The 24,779-nt window shown below is 63.0% G+C and carries 24 protein-coding genes and 1 pseudogene; 13 read left to right on the plus strand and 12 right to left on the minus strand.

Features of this window, described 5'->3' with window-relative positions; all coding sequences use genetic code 11:
• Positions 1-15: 15 nt before the first annotated feature.
• From Q4G32_RS00180 to Q4G32_RS00190, 3 genes are read left to right on the plus strand one after another with little or no spacing between them, the layout of a single operon-like run.
• Positions 16-1,320 carry a magnesium transporter MgtE N-terminal domain-containing protein gene (locus Q4G32_RS00180; RefSeq protein ID WP_303348372.1) on the plus strand — a complete coding sequence of 435 codons (1,305 nt, stop codon included), beginning with the start codon at positions 16-18 and terminating at the stop codon, positions 1,318-1,320.
• Positions 1,313-2,047 carry a DUF1003 domain-containing protein gene (locus tag Q4G32_RS00185; protein ID WP_303348373.1) on the plus strand — a complete coding sequence of 245 codons (735 nt, stop codon included), beginning with the start codon at positions 1,313-1,315 and terminating at the stop codon, positions 2,045-2,047. Before Q4G32_RS00180 ends, Q4G32_RS00185 begins: the two co-directional genes overlap by 8 nt.
• A 50-nt stretch (positions 2,048-2,097) precedes the next feature.
• A complete protein-coding gene (locus tag Q4G32_RS00190) occupies positions 2,098-3,255 on the plus strand; it encodes a P-loop NTPase (protein ID WP_303348929.1) in 1,158 nt (385 codons plus the stop codon).
• Between the two features lie 51 nt (positions 3,256-3,306).
• Here Q4G32_RS00190 and Q4G32_RS00195 read toward each other — a convergent pair whose 3' ends face one another.
• Both Q4G32_RS00195 and Q4G32_RS00200 read right to left on the minus strand, forming a co-directional pair.
• Positions 3,307-3,732 carry a twin-arginine translocase TatA/TatE family subunit gene (locus Q4G32_RS00195; protein WP_303348374.1) on the minus strand — a complete coding sequence of 142 codons (426 nt, stop codon included), beginning with the start codon at positions 3,730-3,732 and terminating at the stop codon, positions 3,307-3,309.
• A gap of 43 nt (positions 3,733-3,775) precedes the next feature.
• Complete coding sequence (locus tag Q4G32_RS00200) at positions 3,776-4,435, minus strand: hypothetical protein (RefSeq protein WP_303348375.1); 660 nt, start codon at positions 4,433-4,435, stop codon at positions 3,776-3,778.
• Between the two features lie 286 nt (positions 4,436-4,721).
• Here Q4G32_RS00200 and Q4G32_RS00205 point away from each other — a divergent pair, with 286 nt between their 5' ends.
• Positions 4,722-5,354 (plus strand): O-methyltransferase, encoded by a 633-nt coding sequence (locus tag Q4G32_RS00205; protein ID WP_303348930.1) that lies wholly within the window; start codon positions 4,722-4,724, stop codon positions 5,352-5,354.
• Between the two features lie 184 nt (positions 5,355-5,538).
• Here the strand turns inward: Q4G32_RS00205 and Q4G32_RS00210 are convergent, their stop codons facing one another.
• From Q4G32_RS00210 to Q4G32_RS00220, 3 genes are all read right to left on the minus strand, one after another.
• Entirely contained in the window at positions 5,539-5,706 is a 168-nt protein-coding gene (locus tag Q4G32_RS00210; protein WP_303348376.1) for a DUF3117 domain-containing protein, read from the minus strand.
• 104 nt (positions 5,707-5,810) lie between these two features.
• Positions 5,811-7,070 carry a hypothetical protein gene (locus Q4G32_RS00215; RefSeq protein ID WP_303348377.1) on the minus strand — a complete coding sequence of 420 codons (1,260 nt, stop codon included), beginning with the start codon at positions 7,068-7,070 and terminating at the stop codon, positions 5,811-5,813.
• A complete protein-coding gene (locus Q4G32_RS00220; RefSeq protein ID WP_303348378.1) occupies positions 7,067-7,945 on the minus strand; it encodes a TIGR00730 family Rossman fold protein in 879 nt (292 codons plus the stop codon). Before Q4G32_RS00220 ends, Q4G32_RS00215 begins: the two co-directional genes overlap by 4 nt.
• Before the next feature lie 163 nt (positions 7,946-8,108).
• Between Q4G32_RS00220 and Q4G32_RS00225 the strand changes: the two genes are divergently transcribed.
• The 4 genes from Q4G32_RS00225 (at position 8,109) to Q4G32_RS00240 (ending at position 11,545) form a co-directional block, all read left to right on the plus strand.
• A complete protein-coding gene (locus Q4G32_RS00225; protein ID WP_303348379.1) occupies positions 8,109-8,897 on the plus strand; it encodes an amino acid ABC transporter ATP-binding protein in 789 nt (262 codons plus the stop codon).
• Positions 8,898-8,948: 51 nt separating this feature from the next.
• Positions 8,949-9,785, plus strand: a complete 837-nt coding sequence (locus Q4G32_RS00230; protein WP_303348380.1) for a glutamate ABC transporter substrate-binding protein — start codon at positions 8,949-8,951, stop codon at positions 9,783-9,785.
• A 195-nt stretch (positions 9,786-9,980) separates the two neighbouring features.
• Positions 9,981-10,667 carry an amino acid ABC transporter permease gene (locus tag Q4G32_RS00235; RefSeq protein WP_303348381.1) on the plus strand — a complete coding sequence of 229 codons (687 nt, stop codon included), beginning with the start codon at positions 9,981-9,983 and terminating at the stop codon, positions 10,665-10,667.
• A complete protein-coding gene (locus tag Q4G32_RS00240) occupies positions 10,667-11,545 on the plus strand; it encodes an amino acid ABC transporter permease (protein ID WP_303348382.1) in 879 nt (292 codons plus the stop codon). The genes Q4G32_RS00235 and Q4G32_RS00240 overlap by 1 nt, the downstream gene beginning before the upstream one ends.
• Positions 11,546-11,635: 90 nt before the next feature.
• Here the strand turns inward: Q4G32_RS00240 and dapE are convergent, their stop codons facing one another.
• A complete protein-coding gene (dapE, locus tag Q4G32_RS00245) occupies positions 11,636-12,769 on the minus strand; it encodes a succinyl-diaminopimelate desuccinylase (protein WP_303348383.1) in 1,134 nt (377 codons plus the stop codon).
• A gap of 39 nt (positions 12,770-12,808) precedes the next feature.
• Here dapE and dapD point away from each other — a divergent pair, with 39 nt between their 5' ends.
• The gene (gene dapD / locus Q4G32_RS00250) at positions 12,809-13,774 is read left to right on the plus strand and encodes a 2,3,4,5-tetrahydropyridine-2,6-dicarboxylate N-succinyltransferase (protein WP_303348384.1); all 966 of its coding nucleotides are present in this window, start codon (positions 12,809-12,811) and stop codon (positions 13,772-13,774) included.
• Positions 13,775-13,836: 62 nt separating this feature from the next.
• Positions 13,837-14,853 carry a UDP-glucose 4-epimerase GalE gene (gene galE / locus Q4G32_RS00255; RefSeq protein ID WP_303348385.1) on the plus strand — a complete coding sequence of 339 codons (1,017 nt, stop codon included), beginning with the start codon at positions 13,837-13,839 and terminating at the stop codon, positions 14,851-14,853.
• A gap of 153 nt (positions 14,854-15,006) precedes the next feature.
• Here galE and Q4G32_RS00260 read toward each other — a convergent pair whose 3' ends face one another.
• The 3 genes from Q4G32_RS00260 to fdxA all read right to left on the minus strand — a co-directional run bounded on the left by Q4G32_RS00260 (position 15,007) and on the right by fdxA (position 18,049).
• Positions 15,007-16,302 (minus strand): citrate synthase, encoded by a 1,296-nt coding sequence (locus Q4G32_RS00260; RefSeq protein ID WP_303348386.1) that lies wholly within the window; start codon positions 16,300-16,302, stop codon positions 15,007-15,009.
• Between the two features lie 268 nt (positions 16,303-16,570).
• A complete protein-coding gene (dapC, locus tag Q4G32_RS00265) occupies positions 16,571-17,722 on the minus strand; it encodes a succinyldiaminopimelate transaminase (RefSeq protein ID WP_303348387.1) in 1,152 nt (383 codons plus the stop codon).
• Between the two features lie 3 nt (positions 17,723-17,725).
• Positions 17,726-18,049 (minus strand): ferredoxin, encoded by a 324-nt coding sequence (gene fdxA, locus Q4G32_RS00270; protein ID WP_303348388.1) that lies wholly within the window; start codon positions 18,047-18,049, stop codon positions 17,726-17,728.
• Between the two features lie 107 nt (positions 18,050-18,156).
• On the opposite strand from fdxA, the gene Q4G32_RS00275 reads away from it, so the two are divergent.
• The gene (locus tag Q4G32_RS00275; RefSeq protein ID WP_303348389.1) at positions 18,157-18,540 is read left to right on the plus strand and encodes a putative acetyltransferase; all 384 of its coding nucleotides are present in this window, start codon (positions 18,157-18,159) and stop codon (positions 18,538-18,540) included.
• Positions 18,541-18,694: 154 nt separating this feature from the next.
• Here Q4G32_RS00275 and Q4G32_RS00280 read toward each other — a convergent pair whose 3' ends face one another.
• The 3 genes from Q4G32_RS00280 to typA all read right to left on the minus strand — a co-directional run bounded on the left by Q4G32_RS00280 (position 18,695) and on the right by typA (position 22,724).
• Complete coding sequence (locus Q4G32_RS00280; RefSeq protein ID WP_303348390.1) at positions 18,695-19,102, minus strand: virulence RhuM family protein; 408 nt, start codon at positions 19,100-19,102, stop codon at positions 18,695-18,697.
• Positions 19,103-19,315: 213 nt separating this feature from the next.
• A complete protein-coding gene (locus Q4G32_RS00285; protein ID WP_303348391.1) occupies positions 19,316-20,830 on the minus strand; it encodes a PIG-L family deacetylase in 1,515 nt (504 codons plus the stop codon).
• Positions 20,823-22,724, minus strand: a complete 1,902-nt coding sequence (gene typA, locus Q4G32_RS00290) for a translational GTPase TypA (protein ID WP_303348392.1) — start codon at positions 22,722-22,724, stop codon at positions 20,823-20,825. The genes Q4G32_RS00285 and typA overlap by 8 nt, the downstream gene beginning before the upstream one ends.
• Before the next feature lie 172 nt (positions 22,725-22,896).
• Between typA and Q4G32_RS00295 the strand changes: the two genes are divergently transcribed.
• Both Q4G32_RS00295 and Q4G32_RS00300 read left to right on the plus strand, forming a co-directional pair.
• A complete protein-coding gene (locus Q4G32_RS00295; RefSeq protein ID WP_303348393.1) occupies positions 22,897-23,655 on the plus strand; it encodes a sulfite exporter TauE/SafE family protein in 759 nt (252 codons plus the stop codon).
• A 244-nt stretch (positions 23,656-23,899) separates the two neighbouring features.
• Positions 23,900-24,592: pseudogene (locus tag Q4G32_RS00300) on the plus strand (ABC transporter ATP-binding protein); the annotation flags it as partial.
• Between the last annotated feature and the right edge of the window lie 187 nt (positions 24,593-24,779).

The following is a 24,779-nucleotide window of genomic DNA, read 5'->3' on the forward strand; positions in this document are numbered from 1 at the left end:
CAGTAGGCTGGTGCGGTGAGCAGCTCCCTGGACAAGATTTTCATCGGCCGGTTGATCGGTCTGGACGTCTTCGACCCCCTCGGGGACCGTGTGGGGCGATTGCGTGACGTGGTGGTGCTTCGCCGAGCGCCGGGCGGCAAACGCGGCGGGCAGGTTCGGCGCCCCATTGTGGTGGGGCTGGTGGTGGAGGTTCCCGGCAAGCGCCGAGTGTTTGTCCCCATGACGCGTGTGACCAGCATGGATTCCAAGCGCATTGTGTGCACGGGCCTGGTGAACCTGCGCCGCTTCCAGCAGCGTGGCCAAGAAACTCTGGTGATCGGCGAAATGTTCGATCAGCACATGGCTCTGCTGGATGGCTCCGGCACCGCCACCATCGTGGACGTGGCCATGGAGCAGGCACGGTCCGGGGACTGGCAGCTCACGGAAATGTTTGTCCGCCGCGCCAACACCACGGGTGGGTTGATGCGGCGTCGTCCCGGAGAAACCCTGGTGGTGGATTGGGAGGATGCCCGCGACCTGGCCAGTGTGGGCCCCCAGGCGGCAACACAGTGGGTCCAGGCGCACGAAGAGGATCAGCCCGCTGACATGGCAGAAGAGCTCCATGAGCTCTCCCACAAGCGCAAAATGGAGATCGCCGGAGAACTGCAGGACGAAAGACTGGCTGATGTGCTCCAGGAGCTACCGGAAGATGACCAGGTCTACATCCTGACCAACTTGGACGTGGAGCGCGCCGCGGACGTTTTGGAAGCCATGGAACCGGATGACGCCGCAGACCTGCTCAACGAGCTACCGGAGGCCCAGGCGGAAGATCTCCTGCAGTTGATGCAGCCGGAGGAAGCGGAGGACGTTCGTCGTCTGTTGGAGTACGACGAAGGCACTGCGGGTTCCATGATGACCCCGGTTCCCATCATCCTCTCCCCGGAGACCACGGTGGCGGATGCTCTGGCCGCCATCCGGCAGGAGGAGGTCTCCCCCGCCGTGGCCGCCGCTGTTTTTGTGTGCCGCCCGCCGCTGGAAACGCCCACGGGCCGTTACCTGGGCATGGTGCACATGCAGCAGCTCTTACGGGTGCCCCCTCCCGAACCCTTGGGCACCATGCTGGACACCTCCATTGAACCGGTGCGGGACATGGCCCCCATCTCCGATGTGGCCAAAGAGCTGGCCACCTATGACTTGACCATCATTCCTGTGATCAACGAGAACCGGCGCCTGGTGGGCGCTGTCACCATTGATGACGTGCTGGATGACCTACTGCCGGATGACTGGCGGACCTGGGACGATGGAACTCCCGTACGAAAGGTGGGACGACGCTATGAGTGAGAGCCGATTGAACACCGAACGCCGTTCCCCCGGACTGGACACCCCATCCGGCCTGCGCAACGGAGTGTGGGACCGCCTACGGCCCAACCCGGATTCCTTTGGCCAGATGACCGAAGGCTTTGCCCGCTTCATGGGTACCCCCCAGTTCCTGCTCTACATGACGTTGTTCTGTGCGGTGTGGCTGGGGTGGAACACGTTTATGCCTGAGAACCTTCAGTTCGACCCCCGCGCGTTGAACTACACCCTGCTGACTTTGATGCTCTCCCTCCAGGCCTCCTACGCCGCGCCGCTGTTGCTGCTGGCCCAGAACCGGCAGGATGATCGTGACCGCGTGATCGCCGAACAGGACCGCAAGCGGGATGAGGAAAACCTTGCGGACACCGAATACCTGATCCGCGAAATTGCCTCCCTGCGCATGGCAGTGCGCGATGTTGCCACCCGCGACTTTGTCCGCGCCGAAATGCGCGACCTCCTCCAGGAACTACTGGAAGACCGGCAAGATCACGACGACGACGCCCCCGCCGGTAAAAAATCTCCCGCAGCCAACACCGCCGCTGCGATGAAGAAGAAGAAAAAGAAGAAGGTGGGAGCTGGCGAGTCCCGTGATTCCAAGGCCACGACAACGGGGCTGATTCCGGTGGTGTCGCCCCTGGAATCCCCTGCGGAATCCACGTCCCAGCCCCAAGACCCACACCGTGAACTGCCCGGGAGCAATGACCCTGCGTGAGCCCAGACATTCCGCAAGAACCAGATAATGGCGTACCGGAACCGGCCGGCCTGCCGGAGCCGGAGGTTGACCCGCGTCTGCACGATGCCCTGAACACGGTCCAGGATCCCGAACTCAAACGCCCACTCTTGGAGCTGGGCATGGTCCACAGCGCCACCTTGCAGCCGGATGGCACCGCTGTGATCGAGGTACTGCTGACCATCTCCGGCTGCCCCCTGCGCTCAACGATTGAGCAGGATCTTCACCGTGCCCTGATGCCCGTGGACGGGGTGCACCGCGTGGTGGTGGAGCTAGGGGTGATGACCCCGGAACAGCGGCAGGAGCTCAAAGAGCGGTTGGGCCACACCCGCAGCATTCCGTTTGCTGATCCCAACTCGTTGACAAGGGTGCATGCCGTAGCCTCCGGTAAAGGTGGCGTGGGGAAATCCTCCGTCACCGCCAATGTGGCCGCTGCCCTGGCCGCACGTGGGCGCCACGTGGGCGTGGTGGATGCAGATATTCACGGGTTCTCCATCCCTGGGCTTTTTGGCATCCAGCGCGGCCCCACCAAGGTGGATGACATGATCCTGCCTGCCGTGGTGGAAGTCCCGGAGGCCGCCCGGGCCGATCAGGGGGTGCCCGGCAGCGTCAAGGTCATTTCCATCGGCATGTTCACCGATCCCGCAACTCCCGTGGTGTGGCGCGGTCCCCTCTTGGACCGAGCCATTGAACAGTTCTTGGCGGATGTCCACTTCGGGGACCTGGATCATTTACTACTGGACTTGCCCCCGGGTACCGGTGACGTGGCCATCTCCGTGGCCCAGAAGTTGCCCCAGTCCAGGGTGCTGGTGGTCTCCACCCCCCAGCAGGCTGCCACAGGCATTGCCGAACGTGCCGGCACGCTGGCCGCCATGACGGAACAGACCGTGGCCGGCGTGGTGGAGAACATGACTGCCATGGTGCTGCCGGATGGCTCCCGCCTGGAGCTTTTCGGCTCCGGCGGTGGGGAACAGATTGCCCAGTCTTTGACCGAACGCATGGGTTGTCCCGTGAGCGTGCTGGGTTCCGTTCCGTTGGATGTGGCACTGCGCGAATCCGCGGATCAGGGTTTGCCCGTGGTCTGGTCCAACCCGCACAGTCCTGCGGCCACGGCTCTCACGGAGATTGCAGCTCAGATTGATGGACCCCGGGGTCTGTCCGGGAAATCTTTGGGCGTCACCCCACGCTGAGCGTCGTCCGGGGCATGCCAGGCGGGGCAACCGAGGTAACCGAAAACAGTCTCAGGTGGCTTCCGAGTCAAAAGGTGCCCGCTGTCCGGGAGCCAAACGGACCAGCGATTGCGTCTGCGTGGAGACTGAGGAACCGCCGACGGCGCGTTCCGCTTTGCGGGCTTCCCGCGCGGCCTCACGCTCGTCGCGTTCCCGGCGGCGCTTTTCATCCGCGTCTTCCTGGTCAACTTCTGCCAGGGCTTCACGCACGATGGTGCGGGGATCGTATTGCCGCGGGTCCAGCTTTCGCCAGTCCACGTCCGTGACCTCCGGGCCCAGGGTCTCACGCAGATCATCTTTGGCGCCGCTTGCGTAGCGGCGAGCTGCCTTGACCAGGTCCTTGAGCTTCTGCGCATATTCGGGCAGGCGTTCCGGACCGATCACAAGCAGCGCCACCACAATCAGGACGATCGCTTCTGCACCACTGATACCGAACACGGCTAAGAGATTAGCAGTCGGACGTGGAGGTAGCTGTGAGATCTCACTGCAATCCCAGGATGCGCCGCCACCCCAGCGCTATGGTCTCCAGGGTTCCGTGGTCCGCTTGCTTGGGTTGGTCCAAAATGGCGCTATGTCCCGCTTCCACCTGTTGGAGCAGATTGACCATCCGAGGAGGTGCCGTATCCGAAACCAGGGTGTAGACAACGTCGTCGTGCACGATCATGGCCCGCCACGGGGTACCGTCACTGGTCCACACCGTGGCCCCGGCAATGGTGGTGGGCTCCAGCCCCACGGCACTGGCGGGCAAATTGGTGTCCCCGACCACCGGATGATCGGAGTCGATTTCCCCCCGCTGTTCCACCACGGTGATCTGCCGGGAACGGTTGTACTCCACCACCACGACGACGGCGGGCTGCCCCGCCACCGTTGTCTGGCGAAGGGACTGGGTGCTGTACCCGCTGAGACCAACAAGTGGCAACGTCCAGCCTTCAGCGCGCAACGTGTCCACATCCGAACTTTGGGTATGCACCAATCCTTGCGATCCCATCCAGCTGGCACCGGAGACAGTGGGCGACCCACTTGTGGTGGTGGCTCCGCGTGAGCCCACATACCAACCGGACAAGGCCACACCCACCACCAGGAATATGGAGACCGCAAGGGAGGTCACCACAATCCGTTGGGGCCAGAAAACCTTGTGCACGTTCCTTCAATCCAGAGGCGGTGTCTGCGGTCAATGGCAGACGGAACAACAGGGACCTTTTCATGGTCACCGCAGAACCTGAACGACGCCTGATGATCCCCCAGCAGTCCGCCCAAAAGTGCCCGGTGCCGGCTGGCAACTGCCTCGGAGGCGCGTGGCAGTTGCCCATCCCCAGCCTGTTACCGCCCGGTGGAGAGCGTTCGGAGGCGTTCGGCCCTGCCGCGCAGTAGGATGCTCAGGGCACACCATGAAGAGCAGCAAGAATCCGTCAACCGAGAGGTGTTTTATGGGCCGGGGCAAGACCACCAGCTGGTCCTATGCCGAGGCTTATCCTCGGGAGGATGAAGTTCTCTTGCGCGCCCGCGAGCGCTCCACCACCTTGGGCCTACGCCCCGTCACTCCGGGAGTGGCTGCCGCTCTGACTGTCCTCACCGCCGCTGCACGTCCGCGTTCCGTGGTTGAGGTGGGAACGGGAACCGGGGTGTCCGGAACCGCCATTTTACGGGGGCTGCCCCAGGGTTCCGTGCTGACCACCATTGACACGGATGTTCGAGCTTTGCGCGCCGCCAGGGACACCTTCCGGGAGGCCGGAATGCTCGGTAGCCGAATCCGCACCATCTCCGGCCGAGCTTCCCTGGTCCTTCCGCGATTGACCACGGGCGCTTATGACATGGTGTTCCTGGATGCCGACGCCGCAAACACCTTGCTCTACGTTGATGAAGCCTGCCGGATGTTGCGCCCCGGCGGGAGCCTGGTGGTGCAAGACACCTTGGACCAGGACAAGGTCCCTGATCCGGTGATCCGTGAGGACGCCACCCGAATCCACCGCGAAATCCACCGGCTGTTCCGGGAGGATGAACGGTTCTTCTCCGCCATTCTGACCGCTGGCTCCGGCTTGCTGGTGGCCGTCAAAAAGTAGTTCCACCCGGTGGCCCAACGCCCCCGGCAACCTGGGCGCCGTCGTCGTCTGTTCCCGTCCTGATGCCCCCGCTGAGGTGTCGGGCATGAATTGAGCCCTCCACCCGGGAAGGTGGAGGGCTCAACGGTGTCAGCAGCGTGGCGACGGCGCCGTGCTGCTCACGGTCCTACGCAGTGAAAGGTACTCAGGAGGTGACGCCTTCCAGGCACTCCTTGAGTTCAGCAGCTTCATTGGCCTTCAGTTCAACAACCAGGCGACCGCCGCCTTCCAGGGGCACGCGCATGATCAGGCTGCGGCCTTCCTTGGTGACCTCCATGGGACCGTCGCCAGTCCTGGGCTTCATAGCCGCCATTGCTTGTTCTCCTGTCATCGACGTGCGGTTCAGGCCCATCTTACCGGACGGCATGACCGCCTTTGCGTCCGTGACTGATGGCAGTTGCCGTTGACAGGCACGGATCACGGGGGCCAGTCGCCCCCACCCGGTAGCGGCGACCACTGCCACAGGTATCCGATCCACACAATTTGAAACAGCGCGCCCACCACAACCAAAGTGATTCGGTAGGAACGTGACGGACTGGCCGCCACCAGCGGTGCAGCCAGAACAAACAGTGGAATGAGCATGCGGAAAGTGGATGACTGCGGGTGCAGGAAAGCCAGCAAGTAGACGGCATAACAGGCCACCCACATCCACACCACCAAGGGCAGTGTCTGGCGCACCACCCGCGTGGTGATCAGCAGAAAGAACACGACGATCACCACCAGCACGGCCAACCAGCCCAAGGCCGGTCCAAAAAACCTGTTGCCAAGGGCCAACCAAGGTTCAAAAACCAGCAGGGAAGATCCCCGCCACGCGGTTTCGGTGTCTGTGTACGCTCCTATTTCCCCGGTCACGGCCCAGGCAAAAGCTGGCCAGAGCATGGCGCACACGCACGCCCACACGGCCAGCCAGAACCACTTGTTGAAAACCGCCGGAACCGTACCCACCTGCAAAGTGCCTGCCGCGCGAGCCCTGCCGAGGTGGCCCACGGCGTGGATCAGCCAGGTCAGTCCCAGCGCCGCAGCAAACGGAACCCCTGCCGGGCGGGTCAAACACATCAGCAAAATCAAACCGACCGACCACAACACCTGCCCACGCAGGACAAGCAGCAGCACACCGGCCAACATGGCAAGGTGCAAGGACTCCGCGTAGGCAGTCTGGAAAACAGGCGATGCCGGGCCAAAAGCCACAACGGCCAAAGCCCACAACGCAGCACCGTTCGGCAGAATGTCGCGGAACAATTTGAGGATCAGTACAGCCGCACCAAAACCGGCCAACAAGGCCACCGTGGAAGCTGTCACCGCCCACGGCAAACCGGTGAAGGCCGTGATGCCACGCACCAGCAGGGGAAACACCGGGAAAAACGCCCAGGCGTTGGGCTGCACCGTTCCCGCGGCATCGCGCGGCAACTCGGCAGGGTATCCGGCGTCGTGAACGCTCTGGTACCACTGCCCGTCCCAGATGGTCATGAAGTTGAAGTACCCCAGGGGCGTTGGCCCCCACGGGCCCGTGGGCGCCTGGCGATCGACGACGGCAAAGATCACCCCGGCCCACAATCTTGAAGCCAACCACACCAGCAGAGCCTGGACCCACCAAGGAGCCCGGCTCAGGGCATCACCTGCCCGGATGGTGTGTTGCGCCAACCCACGGTGCACCCGCGTGGGTGCCACCAAGTTCACCGAGCCGAACCTTCCCGATCTTCCGCGGATGCAGTGTGGTCGTTGGGGTTGCCGAACTCGCCAAGATCGCCGTGGCCGGCGGCATCACGCTGCTGTTCGGAGCGGCGTTCATGCGCTTCACTCATCACGGCCACCGCCTCCTGGGCGGAGTCCGTGACGCACAGCAGGTCCGTGTCAGCCGGGGAGATCATGCCTTCACGGACCAAAGTCTCCTCAATCCATTCCAGCAACGGAGCCCAAAAGGCTTTCCCCATGAGCACCACGGGGAACCGGGTCATCTTGCTGGTCTGCACCAACGTCAGAGATTCAAACAACTCGTCCAGCGTGCCAAAACCACCGGGCAGCACAATGAAGCCTTGGGAGTACTTGGCGAACATGGTCTTGCGGACAAAGAAGTATCGGAAGTTGATGCCCAGGTCTATGTACTGGTTCAGACCTTGTTCGTGCGGGAGCTCAATGCCCAGGCCCACGGAGGTTGCCCCCACCTCATGAGCACCCCGGTTGGCCGCTTCCATGATGCCCGGGCCACCACCGGTGATCACCGCGTACCCAGCTTCTCCAAGCGCCTGACCCACTTCACGGCCCAAGGCGTACTCGGGTGAATCCGGCGCTGTGCGAGCTGACCCGAACACGGAAATGGCGGGGCCCAGCCTGGCCAGGGTGTCAAAACCGTCCACGAATTCGCTCTGGATGCGCAGCACCCGCCAGGGGTCGGTCCGGGTGAAGTCACCGGGTTCGCGCCCCGCCACCACCTCTGGCTCCAGGAATCGTTGATCGGAGGTACTGCGCTGCAACTCACGCCCGCGCAGCAGGATGGGGCCTTTGTGGCGGAATGGTTTGCCGTCTGCAGCACTGTGGGAGGAAGGTGACGTCATGGTCCCACGGTAGCGGGCTACAGGATGGGTACCCCTCATGCGCGCGTACGTGAAGTACATGTGGCGGCCGCGATTGGAAGCCTGATGACCAAATCCGCAGCTTTTTTACCCCAAAGTAACGTGTTGGTCCTCACAATGTGACTTTCTCCACTATGTTCTTCACATGCCCAACCAGTCTGTCAGTCCGCCAACCAGCCCCATCGCCACCCAGACGGGCGAAGTCCTGGTGCACATTGCCAACGTCAACAAGCATTACGGCAGCTTGCACGTGCTGCGTGACATCAATTTGGACGTCAAGCGCGGTGAGGTGGTGGTGGTCATCGGCCCCTCCGGTTCCGGAAAATCCACGCTGTGCCGCACCATCAATCGCCTGGAAACCATTGACGAAGGCGTCATCACCATTGACGGCAAACCACTGCCCCAGGAGGGCAAGGAACTGGCCAAGTTGCGTGCAGATGTGGGAATGGTCTTCCAGTCCTTCAACTTGTTCGCACACAAGTCCGTGCTGCAGAACGTGACGCTTGGCCCCATGAAGGTCCGGGGCAAATCCTCAGCCCAGGCCAAGGAACGCGCCATGGAACTTCTCAAGCGCGTGGGGGTGGACAACCAAGCCGAAAAGCTCCCCGCTCAGCTCTCCGGCGGTCAGCAGCAGCGCGTGGCCATCGCCCGAGCGTTGGCCATGAGTCCCAAGGTCATGCTCTTTGACGAACCCACCTCCGCACTGGACCCGGAGATGATCAACGAGGTGCTGGACACCATGGCTGACCTGGCAAAACAAGGCATGACCATGATTGTGGTCACCCATGAGATGGGCTTTGCCCGCCGCGCCGCAGACCGTGTGGTGTTCATGGCAGATGGCCAGATCGTGGAGCAGAACACCCCGGAAGAGTTCTTCTCCAGCCCGGAGTCGGATCGCGCCAAAGACTTCCTCAGCAAGATCCTCAATCACTGAGACCACTGACCCCTTTCCGCAACGCACCCTCTAATACAACGGGAGAAATCAATGCACCGCAGCAAGAAGATCTACAGCGCCGTGGCTCTCAGCGCAGCAGCCGCCCTGACCCTGTCCGCCTGTGGCGGGAGTTCCAGTGACAGCAGTGGCGACGGCGACACCGTGCGCATCGGCATCAAGTACGACCAGCCCGGTCTGGGCTACGCCGACGGCGGCGACTACACAGGCTTCGACGTCGATGTGGCCAAGTACGTGGCCAATGAACTGGGCTACTCGGAAGACCAGATCGAGTGGGTTGAAGCACCATCGGCCAACCGCGAAAACATGCTGCAGAACAACCAGGTGGACATGATTTTTGCCACCTACTCCATCACGGATGCCCGTAAAGAGACCGTGGACTTTGCCGGACCGTATTTTGTGGCCGGTCAGGACCTGTTGGTCCGCGCCGACGACGACTCCATCCAAGGCCCCGAGGACCTTGACGGCAAGAACCTGTGCTCGGTGACCGGCTCCACCTCCGCGGAGAACGTGCGTGAAGAGGTGCCCGGCGTGAACCTGGTGGAGCAAAGCGGCTACGCGGACTGCGTGACCATGCTGGGCTCCGGCGGTGTGGATGCTGTGACCACGGATGACATCATCCTGGCCGGCTTGGCTTCCACACCCGCCAACCAGGGCCAGTTCCGCGTGGTCGGCAACACCTTCTCCGAGGAGAAGTACGGCGTGGGCCTACCCAAGGGCTCGGACCAGTGTGGAGACATCAACACCGCCATTGAGAAGATGATTGACGATGGCGCCTGGGAAGAGGCCGTGACCAGCAACACCGAAGGTGCGGACTATCACTACAACACCGACTGGAACCCGCCCACTCCGGATGAGACCTGCTCCTGACCTGTGGCTCCGGCTGGTGTCATCCGCATACGTACCCACCGCGGATGACACCGGTCGAGTACAGAGCGCTGCTCACTGACGCGGTGCCGGGTTGCAATGCATTGCAGTCGGCACCGCGTCACTGAATCCATGTAGTCGCTGAATCCCAGTCACCCCCGTCCATGAGTCAACCCTTCCACTTCGCTAAGAGGCACAGTGAATAGCTATTTCGCCGACTTTGCGAGTCTGTTCGAGCAGTTCGACGTCGCCGCCGCCTTCTGGGTCAATATCCAACTGACCTTTTTTGCAGCCATCGGCTCCATGCTGCTGGGCACCGTGCTCGCCCTGATGCGCGTATCCCCCATCGCGTCCATGCGGTGGCTCGGTGCCGCCTACGTCAACGTCATTCGGAATACTCCGTTGACCATCATTCTGGTGTTTCTGGTGTTGGGCGTGTGGTCGCAGCTGCAGTTCAACCTCAGCTCAGATTTCAACGTCAACTTCTTCCGCTACGCGGTGGTCGGTCTGGCTGTTTATCACGCGGCGTTCGTGTGTGAAGCCATCCGCTCCGGGGTGAACACCGTCCCGGTGGGTCAAGCTGAAGCCGCGCGCGCCATTGGCCTGGGCTTTCTGCCCGCGGCCCGCTTGATCATTTTCCCGCAAGCCCTGCGCGGAGCCATCACGCCGTTGGGCAACACGCTGATCGCTTTGACCAAGAACACCACGGTGGCGGCAGCGGCTTCCGTGACTGAGATATCCGCCCTGATGAAGTCCATGATCGAGTTCCGCCCGGACGTGATCATTGCCATCTTCTTGACCGTGGCCGTTGGTTTCGTTCTGATCGTGGTCCCGGTGGGTCTGCTGACCACCTGGGCCTCCCGAAAGTTTGCGGTGGTGCGCTGATGTCCTCCAAGGCACAAAACGTTCTCTTTGACGTCCAAGGTCCCCGCGGGCGTGCCATCACGCTGGGGCTCAACATTGTTGGTGCCCTGATCGTGGTGGCTGTTGCCTGGTATGTGCTGGCGCAGCTGGGTGAGCGTGGTCAGTTGGAACCCTCCAAGTGGACACAGCTCTTCACAGCCCGGTCCTGGAACAACTTTTTCATTCCAGGCATTGTGGCCACTCTGCGTGCTGCAGGGCTGGCCGTGGTCCTCTCCATTGTGTTCGGCGTGATCTTTGGGTTGGGTCGCCTCTCCCAAGTGGCTGTCATCCGGGCCGTGTCCACCGTGGTGGTGGAGTTTTTCCGCGCCGTGCCGGTGCTGGTCATGATGATCTTTTTCTACCTGGGCATCGGACGCACCGGGTTGATCCAGCCGTCGGAAACTCCGTTTTGGGCCGTGGTGCTGGCCCTGATGCTCTACAACGGTTCGGTGATCGCCGAGTTGATCCGCTCGGGTGTGCACAGCTTGCCGCGCGGACAACGTGAAGCCGGCCTGGTGGTGGGTCTGACCGAGTCCCAGACCTTGCGGGCCATTTTGCTGCCGCAGGCGTTGACTGCCATGCTGCCGTCCCTGGTGAGCCAGTTCGTGGTGATTTTGAAGGACACCGCGTTGGGCTACATCATCACCTATCCAGAGTTGCTGGCTTCCGCCCGCCGCCTGGGCTCGGGTGACGGCAACATCTTGCAGACCCTTCTCATGGCAGCCGTGATCTTTGTGGTCATCAACTTTGCCCTGACCTCACTGGCACAGTGGCTCTCCGGATTCCTGAGCTATCGGACCTCCGGGAAGACCAAGCCCACGGCAGCCCCCGCGCCGGCAGCTCCCGCACCGGCCAAGTAGTTCCGTCCGACTCCAAGCCGTGCGCAGTTTGATACCCCATCAGCTCTGATGGGGTATCAAACTGCGCACGGCTTTCTCCGCTCCAAGTTCTCAGGCGCTCAACCACGTCTCCAGCGCTGCGTAGCACGCACGAATTTCCCCAGCGGTGACGTGTTCGTCGTCGGTATGGGCCAGTAGTGGGTCGCCCGGCCCAAAGTTCACGGCCGGGACACCCCGTTCGGAAAACCGCGCCACATCTGTCCACCCGTACTTGGGCTTTGGCTCCTGACCTACTGCAGCCACGAATGCCGCTGCTGCCGGGCGGTCCAGCCCAGGGCGAGCGGCCGGGGACAGATCCACGAACTCAAGATCATGCCCCGGGAACAAGTCACGGCAGTGCTGTAGAGCATCCTCCAGCGACTTGTCCGGGGCAAAGCGATAGTTGACCTCCACACATGCGGCATCCGGAATCACATTGCCCGCCACTCCCCCGCTGATCCGAATGGCGTTGAGTCCTTCCCGGTACACCAGCCCCTCCACCTCCACTGCGGCGGGCTCATAAGCGGCCAGGGTGCTGAGCACATCAGCCAGTTTGTGGATGGCGTTCTCCCCCCGCCAAGCCCTCCCGGAATGCGCAGCCAACCCCCTGGGGCTGATGGTGAAACGCAAGGTCCCGTTGCAGCCACCCTCCACCGTGCCGTTGGTGGGCTCCAGCAGGACCGCAAAATCTGCCTCCAGGAGATCGGGGCAGTTGCGGTACAGGCGCCCCAGCCCGGATTTTTCGGAAGCCACTTCCTCGTGGTCGTAAAACACGTAGGTGATGTCCCTGTTCGGTTGGGTCAGCGCCGCCGCGAGCGTCAATTGAACGGCCACCCCACCCTTCATGTCGGTTGCCCCACGCCCGTAGAGCACACTGGCGTCGTCGCTGGCATCACCGGACCACGACGACGGCACGGTCCCCCTTGATCCCGCCACGCTGGGTAACGGGACGGTGTCCAGGTGACCGGCCAGCACCACCCGCTCGGATCGGCCGAGCTCCGTGCGGGCGACCACGGCGTCGCCGTCGCGGTGAACGCTCAGGTGAGAATACTCACGCAGGGCGGTCTCAACAGCGTCTGCCAAGGCAGTTTCGTGGCCGGAGACGGACTCCATGTCAATCACGGTGGCCGTGAGTTCCGCCGGGTCAGCCGTCAAGTCCAGGTGGCGCGGTGTGGGCGCTTGTGGGTCCGCGTGAGGGTTCGTCATCCAACCACCCTAGCGGCGCGCGATCCGTAGGATGGACCCATGACTTCCATTCACTCTGACACCCCCCGTTACGCCGCCGGACTCGGGGTGGCCTCCGTGGTGGCCGATGGCCCCAAGGCCGGCACCATTTTGGACGTGTGGTACCCCAACCCCGTGCTGGCCCAGGAGCCAGATACCTCCTTGGACGCTGACCTGCGCGGAGCTGCTGTTCCGGATGCCGAGCGCAATGTGACGGCCGAACTTGTGGAGCGCGTGATTGATCTTGATGCCGCTCCTGTGGATGCCGCAGATGCCTACCTGCGCCTGCACCTGCTCTCCCACCGACTGGTGCAGCCCAACACTTTGAACCTGGACGGCATTTTTGGCCTGTTGGCCAATGTGGCGTGGACCTCGCGCGGGCCGGTGCTGGCGGAAGAACTGCAGTTTGCGCTGCTGCGGATGCGCTCCACGGGCAATGTCACGGTGCTCTCCGTGGACAAGTTCCCGCGCATGGTGGATTACGTGGTGCCCACGGGTGTGCGCATTGGCAATGCGGATCGAATCCGTTTGGGTGCCCACCTGGCCGAAGGCACCACGGTCATGCACGAAGGCTTTGTGAACTTCAACGCGGGAACCTTGGGTACCGCCATGGTGGAGGGCCGAATTTCTGCCGGAGTGGTCATTGGCGATCACACGGATGTTGGCGGCGGTGCCTCCATCATGGGCACTCTCTCCGGCGGCGGTAAGCAGCGCATCCAGCTCGGTGAGCGCGTGCTGCTGGGCGCCAACGCTGGTGTGGGCATCTCACTGGGCGATGACTGCGTGGTGGAAGCCGGCCTGTACGTGACCGCGGGAACCCGGGTCAACGTGCTCAGCAACGGTGGAGAACCGCACGTGGTCAAGGCCGTGGACCTGTCAGGTGTGCCCAACCTGCTGTTCCGCCGCAACTCCTTGTCCGGTGCGGTGGAAGCTCTGCCCCGGGCCGGACACACCGTGGAGCTCAACGAGGCTCTGCACAAGAACTGAGCGGTTCGCCGTTGGCCACCGCCGGGATCGCGGAGGCCAGACCCACAACAGAAAGGCATTCCATGCGCATCTTGGTGACCGGTGGCTCCGGTTATATCGGCTCACACACCGTCCTGTCCTTGTTGGAGGCCGGGCACGACGTCGTTGTGCTGGACAATCTTGCCAACTCCTCCCGTGAGTCCTTGACCCGCGTGGAGGAGTTGGCGGGGCGGCCCATTGAAGGATTTGAGCAGGTGGACCTGCTGGATGTTCCCGAACTCAATCGGGTGTTCCAGACCTGGAAGCCGGAGGCCGTGATCCACTTTGCGGGGCTCAAAGCCGTGGGCGAATCAGCGGAAAAACCCCTGTGGTACTACTCCAACAACGTGGGCGGCACCCTGAATCTGCTGCATGCCATGGAGGAGAACGACTGCCGGACCATCGTGTTCTCCTCCTCCGCCACCGTCTACGGAGAGGTGGACACCATGCCGCTGACGGAGAAGGTGGAAAAGGACGCCACCAACCCCTACGGGCGCACCAAGGAGCAGATCGAGGACATTCTCACGGATCTTGCTGCAGCCGATTACCGCTGGAACGTGGCCCTGCTGCGCTACTTCAACCCGGTGGGTGCCCACGAATCGGGGCGCATTGGGGAGGACCCCACGGGCATTCCCAACAACCTGATGCCGTTTGTGGCCCAGGTTGCCGTGGGACGCCGGGAGAAGCTGCGGGTATTCGGTGGGGACTACCCCACTGCCGATGGCACGGGCGTGCGTGACTACATTCACGTGGTGGACCTTGCCGACGGTCACGTGCGCGCCGTGAATTGGCTGGCCGCCAACGGCGGATTGAAAATCTGGAACCTGGGTACGGGCCACGGTTACTCCGTGCTGGAGGTCCGGGATGCTTTCGAGAAGGCCTCCGGCGTGGAAATCCCCTACGAGGTGGTGGATCGCCGCCCCGGGGATGCTGCCACCACCTACGCGGATGCCTCCGCAGCCCTGGCGGACCTGGGCTGGTCTGCTGATCGTGACATGGACACAATGTGCCGCGACCACTGGAACTGGCAGAAGAACAACCCCAACGGTTACGCCGGCTGAGCCGTTCCCGACCCTGCGCCGATCAGTGAGTTGTGCCGCCCATCAGCTTTGATGAGCGGCACAACTCACTGATCAGCAGTCGGTACGACGACGCCGGGGGGCACCTTCCGTACGGAAGGTGCCCCCCGGCGTCGTCGTTACGAAAGTTGAGCCTCAGCGCTGCGGGTAGGGGCGCTCGCCTTCACCCACGTAGAGCTGACGCGGACGGCCGATCTTGGTCTCCGGGTCCTGAATCATCTCCCGCCACTGGGCAATCCAGCCCGGCAGGCGACCGATGGCGAACAGCACGGTGAACATGCGCTCCGGGAAGCCCATGGCCTTGTAGATCAGGCCCGTGTAGAAGTCCACGTTCGGGTAGAGCTTGCGCTCCACAAAGTAGTCATCGGCCAGAGCCTTCTCTTCCAGCTTCATGGCGATGTCCAGCATCTCGTTGTTGCCGCCCAGCTTCTCCAGGATGTCGTGAGCGTAGCCCTTGATGATCTGGGCGCGGGGGTCGTAGCTCTTGTAGACGCGGTGACCAAAGCCCATGAGCTTGACGCCGTCTTCCTTGTTCTTGACCTTCTCCATGAACGTGTCCGGGTCCATGCCCTCGTTCTGAATCTGGCCCAGCATCTTCAGCACAGCCTCATTGGCGCCACCGTGCAGCGGGCCGTACAGGGCATTGATGCCCGCGGAGACCGAGGCAAAGATGTTGGCTTCAGATGAGCCCACCAAACGCACGGTGGACGTGGAGCAGTTCTGCTCATGATCCGCGTGCAGCATGAGCAAGACGTCCAAAACCTTGGCCATGTCCGGGTCCACTTGATAGTTGGCGGCCGGAACGCCAAAGCACATGCGCAGGAAGTTCTCCGCATAATTCAACTCATTGTGGGGGTAAAGCATGGGTTCGCCCACGGACTTCTTGAAGGCGTAGGCAGCCAGGGTGGGCACCTTGGCCAGCAAGCGAATGGTGGAAATTTCAATCTGCTCGGGATCGTGAGGATCCAAGGAATCCGCGTAGAACGTGGACAGAGCCGAGACCGCGGAGGAAAGCACGGGCATGGGGTGCGCCGAGCGCGGGAATCCGTTGAAGAACATTTTGAGGTCTTCATGGACCATGGTGTGCGTGGTGATGCGGTGCTCAAAGTCCTGGTACTGCTCCGGGGTGGGCAGCTCGCCGTAGATCAGCAAGTAAGCCACTTCCACAAAGTTGGACTTCTCCGCCAGCTGCTCAATGGGGTAACCCCGATAGCGCAGGATGCCGTTGGCGCCGTCAATGTAGGTGATCGCCGAACGGGCATTGGCGGTGTTGACAAAGCCGGGGTCGTAGACCACGTTGCCGGTCTCTTTGAGCAGCGCACTGACGCCGTAGCCGTAGTTGCCTTCGGCTGCTTCCAGAACGGGCAGGTCCAGGCTGCCGTTCTCATAATTGAGCTGGACGTTTTTGGCGTCGGTTGCAGACTCGCTCATGGATGTCCTCCGCGGTGGTAGTCCGTGATCGTTGACCCGGTGGGTCTGGCGTAATGCCGGCGCGCCCGCGCGGTGAGGCGGGAGCCGGTGGTGCGAGAGATGGAGCGCACAACGGTGTGCATTCCACGTACGTGTCCCAAGACACAAAATCGCTCGACCCCCAATTTACTCCGTGGGGACCGCAACGTGCCAATTTCCATGCTCCCGTCACGAGTGCTAGAGCCTGTGCGCACCCGGACAGTCAGGCAGCAAGAGCTTGCCAGTGCGCTCAGGCGCCTTGGAGCCGTTCGACGGCGGCGTGGATACGTTCATCCGTGCCCGTCAGCGAAACTCGGACATGGCCGGCACCGGCGTCACCGTAGAAAACACCCGGACCCACCACAATCCCCAGCTGCGCAAAACGTCCCACGGTCTGCCAGGTATCGGCTCCGTCAGAGGGCTTGGCCCACAAATAGAGGCCAGCCTCCGAATGCTCCACCTCCAAGCCAAAGGCCTCAATCGCCGGGAGCAACTGTTCGCGGCGAGCACGATAGAGGGCTTTCTGGGCAACCACGTGGGCGTCGTCGTTGAGGGCGGCCTGCATGGCCGCTTGCACCGGTGCGGGGACAATCATTCCTGCGTGTTTACGCGAGTTGACCAGGTCCTTCATCAGCGCGGCATCCCCGGCCACGAAGGCTGCCCGGTAGCCTGCCAGGTTCGACTGCTTGGACAGGGAGTATGCGCTCAACAGGAGGGAAAAATCTCCCCCGCTGACTGCTGGGTCCAACACGGAGGGGACCGGTGTGCCACCGTTTTCCACGTCCCAGTCGCCCCAGCCCAGTTCCGCGTAGCACTCATCGGAGGCCACCACGGCACCCAGGGCGCGGGCTTGATCCACCAGTTTCTTCAACGACTCGGTGGAACGCACAATGCCCGTGGGATTGCCCGGGGAGTTCACCCACACCAGGCGGACTCGGGCACGAACGTCGTCGTCCAGCTCATCCAAATCATCCGCGGCAACGTGGTCGGCACCGGCAATCTGGGCACCGATGTCGTAGGTGGGATAGGCAACGGTGGGGCGAACCACCACGTCTCCGGCGCGCAGCCCCAGCAGCAACGGCAGCCATGCCACCAGCTCCTTGGAGCCCACCGTGGGCATCACCTGCTCGGGGTCAAGCCCAGGTACGCCGCGGCGTCGTTCAAACCACCGCACAATGGCTTCCCGCAGAGCTGCCGTGCCGTGCGTGGTGGGGTAACCCGGGGCATCGGCGGCAGCCGCCAGAGCGTCCTGGACCACCAGGGGCGTGGGGTCCACCGGGGTGCCGATGGACAGGTCCACCACACCGCCCGGGTGCTGCTGGGCCGTGGCGCGATAAGGCGCCATGGCCTCCCACGGGTATTCGGGTAGGGACAGGCCGAAAGCGCGCGCCGAATCCGTCACCAATCAGTCCTGGTTCTGCGGGGGCAGAGCGGCGATTCCCGGGTGGTCCTTGCCGGTGTTGCCGAGCTTGGCGGCGCCACCGGGAGAGCCCAGATCATCAAAGAACTCGACGTTGAACTTGTAGTACTCCGCCCATTCCTCCGGGGTGTCATCCTCGTAGTAAATGGCCTCCACCGGGCAGACGGGTTCGCAAGCGCCGCAATCCACGCACTCATCCGGGTGGATGTAGAGCGAACGTTCACCCTCGTAAATGCAATCGACGGGGCACTCTTCCACACACGCCTTGTCCTTGACATCAACACAAGGCTGGGCGATCACGTAGGTCATGAAACTCAGCGATCCTCTCTCACGGTCGGTTCCGAACCATCCTACGGCGTCGTGCCATTGGCCCAAGACGGAATGTCATCTAGGAAACATGCGGCTACGGTGATTGCGTGAACACGCCCCGATCCGCCGTCGCTCTCCTCCGTTCCCTGCCACTTGGAACTCGGGTCACCGTGCGCTGGGCGCTTCCTTCCGGTGATGCCTCCGGCAAGCGCTTCACGGACTCCATCGGCACCATTCTTGGCCCTGACCCAACCCTGGACCCCGACGACGACGCCCGCCATGACTCCCGTCAACCCTCTGCCCATGCGGTGGAGGGCACTGCTCATTCGGGTGACATGAATACAGACGGCACAGCCGTGGCTGATGCCGGGGATGTTCTGGTGCTGGAAACCCGCCGCGGGCGCGTGGAAATCCCCTGGTCCGCCATCCACCTGGCCAAGCCGGTTCCCCCACCGCCACCACGCCGAGCCCCGCGCGCATCCACCGAGTAGCTGGCGGGCAGCCAACTGGATAGCCACCCTGCCGCTCTTGCCTGCCATGAGTGCGTATTTTTGCGGCTCCTGATTGACTCAGCAGCCGCAAGAATGCGCACTCGCGGATGGTGCCCCCTCAATCATGAGGACAGCATGAGCAAAGTGGTGCCGATCAGTCGCTGATCAGTCGCTGCTCATTGAGTGAGTAGCCCTGTACCAGGTACTCCTTGAGGCACTGCGTGGCCCAGATACGAAACTGGGTGGCCACTTTGCTCTTGACTCTGTACCCCACCGAGATGATGAAGTCGAGGTTGTAGTGGAGCACCTGCCGTTTGACTTGTCTGCCACCCTCCTGACGAACTTGTAAGAATTCCTTACTAGTTGCCGTTGGATCGAGTTCGCGCTCGTCAAAGATGTTTCGGGCGTGCATGGTCACGTTCTCGCGGGTGGTTTGAAACAGCTCCGCGATCTGCTTCTGCGTCAGCCAGACAGTCTGATCCTCCAGCTTGACCTCGACCCCCGCTGAACCGTCATCCCGTTGGTACAGGAGAACTTGCCCCCGCGCTTCTTCCTGCATCATGTCCCGCCTAGTCCCGCCATCAAAAGATCATCAAGTCATTTGAGGCTAGACCAACGTTGCGCGTCTGCATATGGCAAGCGGCCGAGTGCGCAATTCTGAGTCTCCTGGGGCAATCAGGAGACTCAGAATTGCGCATTCGGCGGGGAAGATGCAGGGAAGGCATCCTGGGAGCGGTGGCGCCGATCAGCTCAGTTGGAGGCAGGCGCTCGGCAGTCAGGCGGTGGTGAACGTGCGGCGGCGCTTGCGCCACCAGCGGCCCACAATCACTACGGAGAGCAACGTGGCCAGCAAGATGCCGCCGAACCAGGCAAGACCCACCCGTCCGATAGCTGAATCAAAGCCCAGCACAATCAGCGGAGAGTCCGGCCGCACAAAGGCCAGCGCAAACGCCACCGCGTAGGCCACCACCCCGGGCACGGCGGCAGCCCAGATACGTCGGGTGGTGGAGCCGGCCCACACAGACGCACTCACCACCAGGACCAAGGCCAACACCACACCCCAGGGCAATGCCACACCAGCCATCCGCAAGATATTGCCGTGCACGCCGGTACCCAAAAGTCCCGCCAGCAGCCCAACAACCACGCCAACAGTCATGCTGACCGGCACAGATGCCTGATCCAGCGGGTCCCTCCCCGTGCGAGCGCCAGCCCCACGGGGCGGCATTCCCTGACTGTGTGGCATTCCTTCACCGTTTACGACGCCGGACGTCGGGGTGGTCTGGTGACCAGCCTGGTGAGCGCCGCGTACCACATCACCCCCAACACCAGCATTGCCCCAGTAATCCATGACCGCCGGAAGCTCCAAACCCGCCACCAACCGAAAGGTCTCCACCCCACTGATTTTCTGCGGCACCCCGTTGGAGAAGGCAAAACTCAACTGGTTGGCATCCGATGGCAAAGTGACCTGCGTGGCGTGGGCCTCCAGTGCCGCGCGCTTGGCGCCAAGATCGGCCGGCGTGGCTTGGACAACCGCTTGTGGGCGCTGATCTTGGGCCGAGAAATCGCCTTCGATCGCCCAGACCATCGGCACGTTCCAGCCCTGGCCGCCAGCACCCGGGCTGGACGCCAGTTCCACCGCCTGCATGGTTGCCTGCGCTGTACGGATGTGATCGGGGTGGCCGTAGCCGCCGTCGTCGTCGTAGGTGATGACCGCCAGCGGACGAATGGTGCGGATGGCTGCGGCAATGTGGGCGGCAGCCTCCTCAACGGGTGCAGCCGTCAGAGCGGCCGGGGAAACGTCCGCCGCACTCACGGCACGGCCGTCCGTACCCCATGACATCCCCGAGTCCAAGTAACGATCACGCCCGTTGAAAAACCCCACGGAAGCATCAAACGCGGGCTGCTGACCGGCAAAAAACTGCCCCGCAACCCCCAAAGCGGCACACGCGGCGTGCAACTCCCCCACGCGGTAGTTGCCCAGCGCCGTGCCGTCATCCGTGCACCCGGGCTGCCCCACCTCCAGGTGGCGCTGTTCAGTAGGGATGACCTCCCCGCGCTCGCCACGGGTCATGGTCAGCAGCGTCACCTCAGCCCCGGCGCGCGCCAGGTGAGCCATGGAAGCACCGGTGACCACGGTTTCGTCGTCGGGGTGAGCGTGCACGTAAAGCACCCGCGCCCCCACCGGAGAGGCACCGGCAGGCAGTACGGAACGCAGCGCATGCGGCAACACCGCCGCACCCTGTTCGGGGTACGACGGCGTTGCTTCAGTCCCGCGCTCAGGCTCAGGCACGTGCCCGCTGACGGGCCGCCCGCACACGCTCATTGACGTCCAGAATGACCTTGCGGATGCGGATGGCCTCCGGGGTGACCTCCACGCATTCGTCCTCGCGGGCGAACTCCAAGGACTCCTCCAGGGTGAGGATCTTGGGCGGGGTCAGGTTCTCAAAGTTGTCCGCAGTGGAGGAGCGCATGTTGGTGAGCTTCTTCTCCTTGGTGATGTTCACGTCCATGTCATCGGCACGGGCGTTCTCACCCACGATCATGCCTTCGTAAACCTCTTGGGTGGGCTTCACAAAGATGGTGCCGCGTTCCTGGAGGTTGATCATGGCAAACGGGGTAGCCACACCGGCACGGTCTGCCACCAGGGAGCCGTTGGTGCGGTACTCGATCTCTCCGGCCCAGGGCTCGTAGCCGTCTGAGTAGGAGGATGCGATGCCTGCGCCGCGGGTTTCGGTCAGGAACCGGGTACGGAAACCGATCAGACCGCGGGAGGGGACCTTGAACTCCATGCGCACCCAGCCGGTGCCGTGGTTGGTCATGCCCTCCATGCGGCCCTTGCGGGCTGCCATGAGCTGCGTGATGGCACCCAGGAACTCCTCCGGGGTGTCAATGGTCATGTGCTCCATGGGCTCATGGACCTTGCCATCCACGTCCTTGGTCACCACCTGGGGCTTACCAGCGGTGATCTCAAAGCCTTCGCGGCGCATCTGCTCCACCAGGATGGCCAGCGCCAACTCACCACGGCCCTGGACCTCCCAGGCATCCGGGCGCTGGGTGGGCAGCACCCGCAGGGAGACGTTGCCGATCAGTTCCTTGTCCAGGCGGTCCTTGACCTGACGGGCCGTGACCTTGGCGCCCTTGACCCGACCGGCCAGCGGGGAGGTGTTGATGCCGATGGTCATGGAGATTGCGGGATCATCCACGTGGATCAGGGGCAGCGGGGCCGGGTTCTCCGGATCGGTCAGGGTCTCACCAATGGTGATGTCCTCAATACCGGCAACAGCCACGATCTCACCGGGGCCTGCCGACTCAGCCGGCTCGCGCTCCAAGCCCTTGGTGGCCAGCAGCTCGGAGATGCGCACGTTCTTCAATTCACCGTTGGAACGCGCCCAGGCCACGGTCTGGCCCTTCTTCAAGGTGCCGTTGAAGATGCGCAGCAGAGCCAGACGGCCCAGGAACGGGGAGGCGTCCAGGTTGGTCACGTGGGCCTGGAGCACGCCTTCGTCGTCGTAGGACGGGGCCGGGATGTGCTCAATGATGGTCTTGAACAGCGGCTCCAGGTCCGGGTTCTCCGGCAGGTTGCCGTCACCCGGGTTCTCCGTGGAGGCGCGCCCGGCCTTGCCGGAGGCGTAGACCACGGGGACGTCCAGAACGGCGTCCAGGTCCAGGTCCGGGTTGTCCTCGGCAATGTCCGATGCCAGGCCCAGCAGCAGGTCCATGGACTCGCCCACCACCGCTTCAGAGCGGGCATCCGGGCGGTCGATCTTGTTGACCACCAGGATCACGGGCAGCTTGGCTTCCAAAGCCTTGCGCAGCACAAAACGGGTTTGCGGCAGTGGGCCTTCAGAGGCATCCACCAGCAGCACCACGCCATCCACCATGGACAGACCGCGCTCCACCTCACCGCCAAAATCGGCGTGGCCTGGGGTGTCGATCACGTTGATGGTGATCTTCTCCCCGTTGGCGGAGGGGCCGTCATAGAACACCGTGGTGTTCTTGGCCAGGATGGTGATGCCCTTTTCCTTCTCCAGATCCCCGGAGTCCATGACGCGTTCTTCGACTTCCCCGTGGTCGGAGAAGGCGTGGGTCTGCTGAAGCATGGCATCCACAATGGTGGTCTTGCCGTGGTCCACATGGGCCACGATCGCCACGTTGCGGAGGTCGGATCGCTGGACAGTGCTCATACGCGTATGGGGTCTCTCTGTGCGAGATCAAGGAGTGCGAGATCAAAAACGGGGTTGGCCGGACAGCCTGCGGAAGTCTACCCGCACATGACCCCTACGGACCGGGAATGTGAGAGGGAGTACGGTGGGTCACAGCGGCCGCCCGGCCACTTCCCGTCCGATCCAGGTGCGCATGCTCTCCGATCTCTCCACCACAGCCCTGCTCCTGGCAGCCGCCTCCATCCTGGTGGGCTCCACCCTGCAGCGACTCTCCGGAACGGGTGTGGGGCTGGTGGTCACCCCGGTGTTGTCACTGTTGCTGGGACCGCTCACCGGTGTACTGATGACCAATGCGACGACGACCGTCTCCGGTTTCACCATCATGCTGTCCGTTCGCAAGCGGGTGCAGTGGCGAAAGGCGGCGATCATCATTGCCCTGGCCTTACCCGGTGCGGTGGTGGGGGCATTCCTGGTGCTCCTGATCCCGCCCGCTTGGTTGCAGATCATCATTGGTTCCCTGGTGCTGCTGGCCCTGATCCTGACGGTCAGCACCCCGCGCCTGCCGCGCAGTGGAGATCGTGTCACGCTGCCGTTGGCCGGTTTTGTTGGCGGCATCTTGAACACCACGGCCGGGGTGGCCGCTCCCGCCATGGTCATTGCTGCGCGGCTGACCCGGTGGGACCAGCGGGCCTTTGGGGCCACCCTGCAACCGATCTTCATGGCCATGGGCCTGTTTTCCGTGCTGACCAAGACCGTCATGGGTGCCAGCGTGATCCAGTTGCCGCCGTGGTGGGTGTTGCCGGTCGTCGTCGCCCTGGTTTTGGGTGGGGTTGGGTTGGGGACCATGTTGGAAGCGCATGTTTCCCCGGTGAAAGCGCGCACACTGGCGCTGATCATTGCCGGCGCCGGTGGTGTGGCCGCCGTGGTCAAGGGCGTGACTTCTCTGCTGTGAGGTGCTGACCACCCGCAATCACCATGCCGGCCGTATGCAACGTCATACCCCGGGATGACTCCGCGACCTGCCCAAATGGGCCTGTCGATTGATGCCCCAGGCCCCTTGAAGGAGCAAGCTTAGGGGTATGTCGCACCCACACCCTGCCCCAGCCTCCGCAAACACCAACCAGCCACCCGTCTCTGTGCCGTGGTCACATCAGAATCCCTCCGGCCAAGCCCCGCTCAACCCGAACCAGGGCAGCATGGCCGATGCCGCAGTGGTGGCCCAACATGTCTCCCGCACTTACGGCTCCGGTGACCTGTCCGTCACCGCGCTGCGGGATGTTTCCCTCAGCATTCAACGCGGTACCTTCACCGCCGTGGTGGGGCCATCCGGCTCCGGCAAGTCCACGCTGGTGCATTGCCTGGCTGGACTGGACTCCCCGGATCAGCGCCCGGAGACGGTCATCCAGGTGGGTGGCCAGGACATCACCCGGATGAACGACCGCACCTTGACCGAGTTCCGGCGCGAGCACGTGGGGTTCGTGTTTCAAGCCTTCAACCTGGTGCCGGTGCTCACTGCCCAACAGAACATTGAGCTGCCCCTGACCTTGGCCGGAAAAAAGTTGGATTCCCAGCGGTTGGGTGTGGTGGCGGAAGCCTTGGGGATCACCGACCGCTTGGATCACCGCCCGGATGAACTCTCCGGTGGTCAGCAGCAGCGCGTGGCCATTGCCCGTGCCCTGATCTGCGATCCAGACGTGATCATTGCTGATGAACCCACCGGCGCACTGGACACGGAAACCACCGCGCAGGTTTTGAGCCTCCTGGCGGATTCCGTGCACCAGCAGGGCCATACCGTGGTGGTGGTCACTCATGATTCCCGCGTGGCAGATTATGCCGACCGCATCATTCGGGTGCAGGACGGCCGCATTGTCTCTGACGAACTCCGCAGCCAGGCCACGGACAGCACCCCCTCTACGACGACGACCCTCACCTCCGGTTCCGAACCCTCACAAGCCGTGGCGCAGTCACCCGGTGAGTCAGCGCCGGCTCGACAGGATCAGCAACCACATACTCCCGGGCAGGGCAACCGACTGGGGACCGCCCAGCCGTCCATCGCTTCCCTGGCGGATGAAATCC

Origin of the sequence: Kocuria sp. (assembly GCF_030538595.1) — a bacterium.
In the GTDB taxonomy this organism is placed as follows: domain Bacteria; phylum Actinomycetota; class Actinomycetes; order Actinomycetales; family Micrococcaceae; genus Kocuria.

Excerpts from the sequence above, each read along its gene's own strand:
- Q4G32_RS00225 (WP_303348379.1), top strand. The coding sequence starts at position 8,109 with ATGCCCAACCAGTCTGTCAGTCCGCCAACCAGCCCCATCGCCACCCAG.
- Q4G32_RS00240 (WP_303348382.1), top strand. The coding sequence starts at position 10,667 with ATGTCCTCCAAGGCACAAAACGTTCTCTTTGACGTCCAAGGTCCCCGC.
- Q4G32_RS00205 (WP_303348930.1), top strand. The coding sequence starts at position 4,722 with ATGGGCCGGGGCAAGACCACCAGCTGGTCCTATGCCGAGGCTTATCCT.
- Q4G32_RS00280 (WP_303348390.1), bottom strand. The coding sequence starts at position 19,102 with ATGATGCAGGAAGAAGCGCGGGGGCAAGTTCTCCTGTACCAACGGGAT.
- dapD (WP_303348384.1), top strand. The coding sequence starts at position 12,809 with ATGACTTCCATTCACTCTGACACCCCCCGTTACGCCGCCGGACTCGGG.
- Q4G32_RS00260 (WP_303348386.1), bottom strand. The coding sequence starts at position 16,302 with ATGAGCGAGTCTGCAACCGACGCCAAAAACGTCCAGCTCAATTATGAG.
- Q4G32_RS00185 (WP_303348373.1), top strand. The coding sequence starts at position 1,313 with ATGAGTGAGAGCCGATTGAACACCGAACGCCGTTCCCCCGGACTGGAC.
- fdxA (WP_303348388.1), bottom strand. The coding sequence starts at position 18,049 with ATGACCTACGTGATCGCCCAGCCTTGTGTTGATGTCAAGGACAAGGCG.
- dapE (WP_303348383.1), bottom strand. The coding sequence starts at position 12,769 with ATGACGAACCCTCACGCGGACCCACAAGCGCCCACACCGCGCCACCTG.
- Q4G32_RS00230 (WP_303348380.1), top strand. The coding sequence starts at position 8,949 with ATGCACCGCAGCAAGAAGATCTACAGCGCCGTGGCTCTCAGCGCAGCA.
- Q4G32_RS00220 (WP_303348378.1), bottom strand. The coding sequence starts at position 7,945 with ATGACGTCACCTTCCTCCCACAGTGCTGCAGACGGCAAACCATTCCGC.
- galE (WP_303348385.1), top strand. The coding sequence starts at position 13,837 with ATGCGCATCTTGGTGACCGGTGGCTCCGGTTATATCGGCTCACACACC.
- Q4G32_RS00295 (WP_303348393.1), top strand. The coding sequence starts at position 22,897 with ATGCTCTCCGATCTCTCCACCACAGCCCTGCTCCTGGCAGCCGCCTCC.
- Q4G32_RS00210 (WP_303348376.1), bottom strand. The coding sequence starts at position 5,706 with ATGGCGGCTATGAAGCCCAGGACTGGCGACGGTCCCATGGAGGTCACC.
- typA (WP_303348392.1), bottom strand. The coding sequence starts at position 22,724 with ATGAGCACTGTCCAGCGATCCGACCTCCGCAACGTGGCGATCGTGGCC.